The organism is Streptomyces hirsutus (genome assembly GCF_001418415.1).
Lineage (GTDB): Bacteria > Actinomycetota > Actinomycetes > Streptomycetales > Streptomycetaceae > Streptomyces > Streptomyces hirsutus.
Genome location: NZ_LIQT01000497.1, coordinates 1 through 7,113, shown reverse-complemented (window position 1 = coordinate 7,113; position 7,113 = coordinate 1). Strand labels below are relative to the sequence as shown.

11 protein-coding genes are annotated in these 7,113 nt (G+C 70.2%); 2 read left to right on the top strand and 9 right to left on the bottom strand.

Features of this window, described 5'->3' with window-relative positions:
• Positions 1-43: 43 nt before the first annotated feature.
• Positions 44-682 (bottom strand): RsiG family protein, encoded by a 639-nt coding sequence (locus tag AOK11_RS32350; protein WP_055597246.1) that lies wholly within the window; start codon positions 680-682, stop codon positions 44-46.
• Positions 683-859: 177 nt separating this feature from the next.
• On the opposite strand from AOK11_RS32350, the gene dtd reads away from it, so the two are divergent.
• Positions 860-1,285, top strand: coding sequence for a D-aminoacyl-tRNA deacylase (gene dtd, locus AOK11_RS32345; RefSeq protein ID WP_055597245.1), 426 nt, complete (start codon positions 860-862; stop codon positions 1,283-1,285).
• A gap of 102 nt (positions 1,286-1,387) precedes the next feature.
• Here the strand turns inward: dtd and ygfZ are convergent, their stop codons facing one another.
• The 3 genes from ygfZ to AOK11_RS32330 all read right to left on the bottom strand — a co-directional run bounded on the left by ygfZ (position 1,388) and on the right by AOK11_RS32330 (position 3,454).
• Entirely contained in the window at positions 1,388-2,353 is a 966-nt protein-coding gene (ygfZ, locus tag AOK11_RS32340; RefSeq protein ID WP_055597244.1) for a CAF17-like 4Fe-4S cluster assembly/insertion protein YgfZ, read from the bottom strand.
• A 9-nt stretch (positions 2,354-2,362) separates the two neighbouring features.
• Entirely contained in the window at positions 2,363-2,800 is a 438-nt protein-coding gene (locus tag AOK11_RS32335) for a Fur family transcriptional regulator (RefSeq protein ID WP_055597243.1), read from the bottom strand.
• A gap of 78 nt (positions 2,801-2,878) precedes the next feature.
• Positions 2,879-3,454 (bottom strand): heme-binding beta-barrel domain-containing protein, encoded by a 576-nt coding sequence (locus AOK11_RS32330; RefSeq protein ID WP_055597242.1) that lies wholly within the window; start codon positions 3,452-3,454, stop codon positions 2,879-2,881.
• Between the two features lie 309 nt (positions 3,455-3,763).
• Here AOK11_RS32330 and AOK11_RS32325 point away from each other — a divergent pair, with 309 nt between their 5' ends.
• Positions 3,764-4,126 carry a DsrE family protein gene (locus AOK11_RS32325; RefSeq protein ID WP_042174837.1) on the top strand — a complete coding sequence of 121 codons (363 nt, stop codon included), beginning with the start codon at positions 3,764-3,766 and terminating at the stop codon, positions 4,124-4,126.
• A gap of 45 nt (positions 4,127-4,171) precedes the next feature.
• Here AOK11_RS32325 and AOK11_RS32320 read toward each other — a convergent pair whose 3' ends face one another.
• The 5 genes from AOK11_RS32320 to AOK11_RS32305 form a co-directional block, all read right to left on the bottom strand.
• Complete coding sequence (locus AOK11_RS32320) at positions 4,172-4,438, bottom strand: DUF3099 domain-containing protein (RefSeq protein ID WP_055597241.1); 267 nt, start codon at positions 4,436-4,438, stop codon at positions 4,172-4,174.
• 110 nt (positions 4,439-4,548) lie between these two features.
• Positions 4,549-4,836, bottom strand: coding sequence for a DUF1416 domain-containing protein (locus tag AOK11_RS32315; RefSeq protein ID WP_055597240.1), 288 nt, complete (start codon positions 4,834-4,836; stop codon positions 4,549-4,551).
• Positions 4,837-4,886: 50 nt separating this feature from the next.
• Positions 4,887-5,732: a sulfurtransferase gene (locus AOK11_RS32310; RefSeq protein WP_055597239.1), complete on the bottom strand. Its 846-nt coding sequence runs from the start codon at positions 5,730-5,732 to the stop codon at positions 4,887-4,889.
• 129 nt (positions 5,733-5,861) lie between these two features.
• Complete coding sequence (locus AOK11_RS46920; protein WP_350849312.1) at positions 5,862-5,969, bottom strand: Ms5788A family Cys-rich leader peptide; 108 nt, start codon at positions 5,967-5,969, stop codon at positions 5,862-5,864.
• A gap of 226 nt (positions 5,970-6,195) precedes the next feature.
• Entirely contained in the window at positions 6,196-6,936 is a 741-nt protein-coding gene (locus tag AOK11_RS32305) for an LmeA family phospholipid-binding protein (protein ID WP_055597238.1), read from the bottom strand.
• Between the last annotated feature and the right edge of the window lie 177 nt (positions 6,937-7,113).

Sequence of the window (7,113 nt, the reverse complement as noted above, 5' to 3'; positions counted from 1 at the left end):
GAGCCACCCGCCCGGCACCCGGCCCAGCCCGGCCCGACCCGCCTCACACCAGCAGGTCGTCGACCTGGGCCTCCCCCTCACGGTACCGGCGCGCGATCTCCGCGCTGCAGTCGTCCGCGGTGCGCTGCAGGCGCTGCCGGCTCCGGGACACCTCCCGCTCGTACCGCACCAGCCGCCCCATCGCGGCCGTCAGCTCCCCGTCCGTACGCGCACCCAGGTCCGAGAGCTCCACCTCGGCGAGCATCTCGGCCGCCAGCCGCCCGTACTCCTCGCTCCGCGGCGTCCCCAGGGTCACATGGCGGGCGGAGGAACGCTGGCGGGCCGGGGTGTCCCGCAGGATCTCCGCGAGCCGCTCCACCACGGACGTCTCCACCGACGTGGCGACCGAGGCCGCGCCCACCGGCGCACGCCGGGCCAGTTCCGCCCGCAGGATGTCGATCCGGCCCTGGAGCAGCCGCCGCACATAACTGAGGTCGGCCTCGTCGCGCTGGGCGTCGCGGCGCAGCGTGCGCAGCTCGGGCAGGCTGCGCACGGCCAGGGCCGGCTCGGGCCCCGGGTGCTCCTCGGGCAGGGCCGGGCTGTCCGTGCGCTGTGCGGGCGGGCGGTGGAACTCGCGTTCCCCCACCCCCGCCCGGGTCGGCAGGACAGGCCCGGACTGCTGCCCGGTTCCTGGTGTGCTCATGTGCCTCGACCGTCCCCTCGACCGGTGTGTGCCAGCATCGTGCCACCTCTGGTGGCCGCCATGTGACCGAGTGCTCCTGATCCGCCCCAGATGGGGGGTAAGGAGTAAAAATAGCCCGACCGGGGCCCTCCGCGGACCGCTGTCAGCCGTCTGTTCGCCGACCGGCATGATGGGTGTATGCGTGCAGTGGTGCAGAGGGTGGACGGCGCGAGCGTCGTCGTGGACGGCGAGACGGTGGGGGCGATCGAGGGCGAGGGGCTGTGTGCCCTTGTCGGCGTCACCCATGAGGACACCAAGGAGAAGGCGGCGCAGCTCGCCCGCAAGCTCTGGTCGGTGCGGATGCTCCAGGACGAGAAGTCGTGCAGCGACGTCGACGCCCCGCTTCTGGTGATCAGCCAGTTCACCCTTTACGGCGACGCCCGAAAGGGCCGGCGCCCCACCTGGAACGCCGCCGCCCCCGGGGACGTCGCCGAGCCGCTGGTGGACGAGGTGGTCGCCCAGCTGCGTGCGCTGGGCGCGACGGTGGCGACGGGCCGCTTCGGCGCGCGGATGCGGCTGTCGCTGACCAACGACGGCCCGTTCACCGTCCTCCTCGAGATCTGATCCACGTCACCTCGGACGTGGTCGCCTCCGACGTGGCCCGCCTCCGACGTCGTCCGCATCGGGCACGACCCGCATCGGACGTGGATCAGGGCTCGGCACGGATCAGGGCTCGACCACGGTCTCCTGGGCCGCCGCCGTGTCCCCGGCCATCAGGCGGGCATCGACCGGAACGTTCCGCTTGACCAGCGCGAGGGCGACCGGGCCCAGCTCGTGGTGGCGCACGGACGTGGTGACGAAGCCGATCCGGCGGCCGTCCGGACCGTCGTCGGCGATCCTCAGGTCGGTGCCGGGCGGCGGCAGATGGACCTCGCTGCCGTCCAGGTGCAGGAAGACCATCCTGCGCGGCGGCTTGCCCAGGTTCTGGACCCGGGCGACCGTCTCCTGGCCCCGGTAGCAGCCCTTCTGCAGATGCACCGCACCGCCGATCCAGCCCAGCTCGTGCGGGATGGTGCGGTGGTCGGTCTCGAAGCCGAGCCGGGGGCGGTGCTGCTCGACCCGCAGCGCCTCGTACGCGAGGATGCCTGCGGGCGGCCCCGCCTTCCCGGCGTACGACTCCAGATCGGCGCGGGGCAGGAACAGGTCACGGCCGTACGACGTCTCGCGGACGGCGACGCCCTCGGGCACTTCCACGATGGAACCGGCGGGCAGGTGCACCACCGCGAAGTCGGCGGTGCGGTCGGCGACCTCGACCCGGTAGAAGAACTTCATCGACTCCAGGTAGGCGATCAGCGCCTCCTGGGTGCCGGGTTCGACATGGGCCCAGACCGTCTCGCCGTCGTCGACGAGGTAGAGCGCGTGCTCGATGTGGCCGTTCGCGGAGAGGATCAGCGCCTCGGTGGCCTGGTGCGGCGGGAGGTCGCTGACATGCTGGGTGAGCAGCAGATGCAGCCAGCTCAGCCGCTCCGCCCCGGAGACGGTGACGACCCCGCGATGGGACAGGTCGACGAAGCCGGTGCCTGCGGCGAGGGCACGCTGCTCGCGGAACAGGTCACCGTAGTGGGCGGCGACGCCTTCGTCCACGCCCTCGGCGGGAACGGCGCCGGGCAGGGTCAGCAGAGGGCTCTTCATACCCCTAGCCTACGACTCGGTAGTTGAACCCTTCAGGGAACAGTCCTTGCAGCGGCCGAAGATCGCGAAGTGCTTCATGTCGGTGTCGAAGCCGAAGGTGCCGCGCAGCTTCGCCGTGAACTCGGCGGCCACCTCCACGTCCGCCTCGATGACCTCGGTGCAGTCACGGCAGACGAGGTGGAGGTGATGGTGCCGGTCGGCGAGATGGTACGTCGGGGCGCCGTGCCCGAGATGGGCATGGCTGACCAGCCCCAGCTCCTCCAGGAGCTCCAGGGTGCGGTAGACGGTCGAGATGTTGACCCCCGACGCCGTTCTCCGCACTTCCACGAGAATGTCGTCGGGGGTCGCGTGCTCCAGCGTGTCGACGGCTTCGAGCACGAGTTGGCGCTGCGGCGTCAGCCGGTAGCCGCGCTGCCTGAGATCGCTCTTCCAGTCGGTGCTCACCACACCACGAGTCTAGGGCCTCCGGTTCGGATCACGCCGGGCTCGCGGGCCGTGCGCCCCGGTGGTCCGGGGCCCGGTGGCTCACTTGAAGAAGGCGATCCCGTCGTCCGGCATGTCGTCGGGCAGGGCCTTGGCCCAGCGCTCGACGTCCTCGGGGGTGACGACCTTCTTCAGGTGCGCCGACATGTAGGGGCGCAGCTCGACCTCGGGGGTCTGCTTCTCACCGACCCACATCAGGTCGCTCTTGACGTAGCCGTAGAGCCGCTTGCCGCCGGTGTAGGGCTGGGCGGCGGCGGTGCGCGCGACCGCGTCCGTCACCAGGTCGATCTGCGGCTTCTGGTCGGCCAGCTCGCCGTACCAGATCTCGATGACGCCGTCGTCGCGGGTCATCGTGACCTCGACCTTGCGGTCGGCGTCGATCCGCCAGAAGCCGTGCTCGGACTCGAGCGGCCGGACCTTGCCGCCGTTCTCGTCGAGCACCCAGGTACGGGAGGAGTACTCCAGGAAGTCCCGGCCGTCGTGGGTGAAGGAGACCTCCTGCCCGAAGTTGCACTTCTCGGAGCCGGGGAAGTCGTGCACGCCTGCGCCCGCCCAGTCGCCGAGCAGGAAGGCGAGTGGCACGAGGTCCTTGTGGAGGTCGGACGGGATCTCGATCATCAGTGGCAGTTCCTGGAGTGGGCGGTCAGCGCTGACCCTGGTACAGCTTCTTCACGGCCAGCCCGGCGAAGGCGAGAACGCCGACGGCGACCAGGACCAGCAGGGCTTCGTAGAAGAGAACCACGGGATGCTCCTTGAGCGGGGGTGCGGTGCATTCGTGTGCACAGGGCGGACCCCAGCTTACGCGGCCGGGCCCCGGCCCCGTCCTGCACCCACCCGGCGGCGGTGGGGCCGGTGGCCGGTCCGGCGCCGAGTTCTCGGGTACAGGCTCTCGGATACAGGCGGGGCGAGGGTGACTACGATCCGGGTATGGCGAAGAAGCTCGTGATCAAGGTGACCGCCGGGGCCGACGCCCCGGAACGCTGCTCGCAGGCCTTCACGGTGGCGGCGGTGGCCGTGGCCAGCGGCGTGGACGTCTCGCTGTGGCTCACCGGGGAGTCGGCGTGGTTCGCGCTGCCGGGCAGGGCCGCGGAGTTCGAGCTGCCGCACGCGGCGCCGCTGCCGGACCTGCTGGACTCGATCGTCGCGGGGGGCCGTCTCACCCTGTGCACCCAGTGCGCGGCGCGCCGGGACATCACGGAGAAGGACGTCATCGAGGGCGTGCGCATCGCGGGCGCGCAGGTGTTCGTCCAGGAGGCGCTGGCGGACGACACGCAGGCGCTCGTCTACTGATACGGAGGGCCCGGAGGGCTCACCTGACACGGAGGGCCGAAGGGCTCACCGGGGCCCGTGTCTCTTCTTCCCGTCCAGTTCGTCCCACCACGCGTCGGACTCGGGGTCACCGGACGGGTCGTCCCACCAGCGGTCGTCGGGGCCCCGCCGGTTGGCGACCATGGCGGCGAACGGCGGGATGACCATGGCCACCACGCACATGCCCACGGCCACCGGGACCGACCAGAGCCGCACGACGGCGCAGGCCAGGACGAAGAGCACGATGCACGTGCCCATCATGACGAAGTAGGTATGCCGCCTGCGCGCGTACATACTTCCAGCGTAGAACCGGACCCGCAGGTGCGCAGGTACGCGGACAGGCCGAAGGGCCGCATTCCCGGTGCCGGTGTCCGGTCCGTGGGATGCGGCCCTTCGAAGGGACCTCACACCGCGATGGCGACCTCGGCCAGACCGCCCTGCTGGGCGACGACCGTGCGGTCGGCGGTACCGCCGGGCACCAGGGCGCGGACCGTCCAGGTGCCCTCCGCCGCGTAGAAGCGGAACTGCCCGGTCGCGGAGGTCGGAACCTCCGCGGTGAACTCGCCGGTCGAGTCCAGCAGACGGACGTAGCCCGTCACCGGCTCGCCGTCACGGGTCAGCTGACCCTGGATGGTGGTCTCGCCGGGCTTGATCGTCGAGGCGTCCGGGCCACCGGCCTTCGCACCGCACATGGCGTACTCCTGAACTGGTCTCGTGGTCTGGTCGTGGTGCGGGCGAGGGTCTACTTGGCGGGGCCGAGCTCGATCGGCACGCCGACGAGGGAGCCGTACTCGGTCCAGGAGCCGTCGTAGTTCTTGACGTTCTCCACGCCCAGCAGCTCGTGCAGCACGAACCAGGACAGCGCGGAGCGCTCACCGATGCGGCACAGGGCGATGGTGTCCTTGGAGAGGTCGATCTGCTCGTCCTCGTAGAGCGCCTTGAGCTCGTCGTCGGACTTGAAGGTGCCGTCGTCGTTGGCGTTCTTGGACCACGGGATGTTGCGGGAGGTCGGCACGTGGCCGGGGCGCTGCGACTGCTCCTGCGGCAGGTGCGCCGGCGCGAGCAGCTTGCCGGAGAACTCGTCGGGCGAGCGCACGTCGACGATGTTCTGCACGCCGATGGCGTCCACGACCTCGTCGCGGAAGGCACGGATGGACAGGTCCTGCGGCTTGGCCTGGTACTCGGTCTTCGCCCGCTCCGGCACCTCGTCGCCGGCGACCAGCTCGCGGGCGTCCAGCTCCCACTTCTTGCGGCCGCCGTCGAGGAGCTTGACGTTCTCGTGGCCGTACAGCTTGAAGTACCAGTAGGCGTACGCGGCGAACCAGTTGTTGTTGCCGCCGTAGAGGATGACCGTGTGGTCGTTGGAGATGCCCTTCTCCGACAGGAGCTTCTCGAAGCCCGCCTGGTCGACGAAGTCACGGCGGACCGGGTCCTGGAGGTCCTTGGTCCAGTCGATCCGGACGGCGTTCTTGATGTGGTTCTTCTCGTACGCGGTGGTGTCCTCGTCCACCTCGACGATGGCGATGGTCGGGTCGTCCAGGTGTTCCTGGACCCAGTCGGCGTCGACCAGTACGTCGTTACGGCTCATGCTCTTGTCTCCTCCGGGGCAGTTGCGGCGAGGCGTGCGGGTATGCGGGTGCGCGGCACTCCTGCGGGAGCGGACGCACGGATGCCCCTCAGCGGGGCGAGGTGGGGATGCGGGCGGCGGGGCGCCCGCTCAGAAAGGTCGACAGAGCATGGCGGCGACGCGGCAGAGGTCCACTGCCCGCCGCTTCGTGAGATCCGCCTGCCCCCGCGCTCGGAGGACGCTCGTCTGACACTGCATGCCGTCGATCGTAAGGAGGACAGGGCGGGCATGTCACCGCCGTGTCGCATGCTGAGACAATACTGTCCGCATTCTGGGATCACAGGAGGGGCGGGCCTGCTTCCGCTCGCCCCGGACCCGACGGCGCCCGTCCTCGCATCTGCTCTGCGGACATCTCCGTCTCGCCTGTCGGACATCCGGGTCCACCGGGCCCCTCGGGGGCGAAGCGGTCCCGCCGACCGCCTACCTACCCGGCAAGCCGGACGTCGGAACCCCGCACGGTGATGTCGACGCCGGACTTCCCCGCCTCGACCTTGTCGAGCTTGATCCCGCCGGGCAGGCCGTCGATCTTCTGCTCGAAGTCGGTGATCTCCCGCACCCGCGCCTCGGCCATCTCGATGCCGCCGAACGCCGGCAGCGCGTCCGCCTGGACCCGCACGGTGTCGCCGTCCACGACGGTCACGGAGCTGAGGACGGAGACCGGCTCGGGCAGCTTGGTGCCGAGCACGGTGGCCTCCACCGCGACCTTGATCTTCCCGTTGCCGCCGTCGGAGAGGCCGATGACGCCGGCGGTGACACCGGGGCCGACCTGGGTGGACTCGGACTTGGCGGTCTTGAGCAGCTCGTCGTAGGTCACGCTCGCGGTACCGGTCGCGTCGGCGGCGGTGGCGGAGCTGAAGTCGCCGGAGAACTCGACGCCCTTCATGTCGGCGCGCAGGTCCTCGATCCGGATGTTCTGCTTGCCGTCGCCGGTGCCGGCCTCGTACTCCCGGATCCCGATCCGCACCTCGTCGAGGGAGCCGCCGGCGATCTGGGTGAGGAAGGGGAAACCGTTGATGGACACGTCGGGGGTGGTGCTGAGGTTCTCGGTCGACTTGAGCCGGTCGGCCACCTCGCCCTCCGCGAAGTTGACCGCGAGACGGTCCACGATCACGAAGATGCCGCCCAGGACCACGGCGATGATCAACAGTATTCGCAGTGCGCGCATGTGGTTGGTTCCCCCACCTAGGTGCGTTTCGACGACAGTCCCCGACGACCGGGCAGCCGTCCTGCGCGAGAGTAACCCGCACGGCAAGGAGAACTCCGGGATTGTTGATCAGCTGTGACAGGCACCCGAGACGGAGCTCCCCCCGCCGACGGCCGTGTCGGCGGGGGGAGCTCCGTC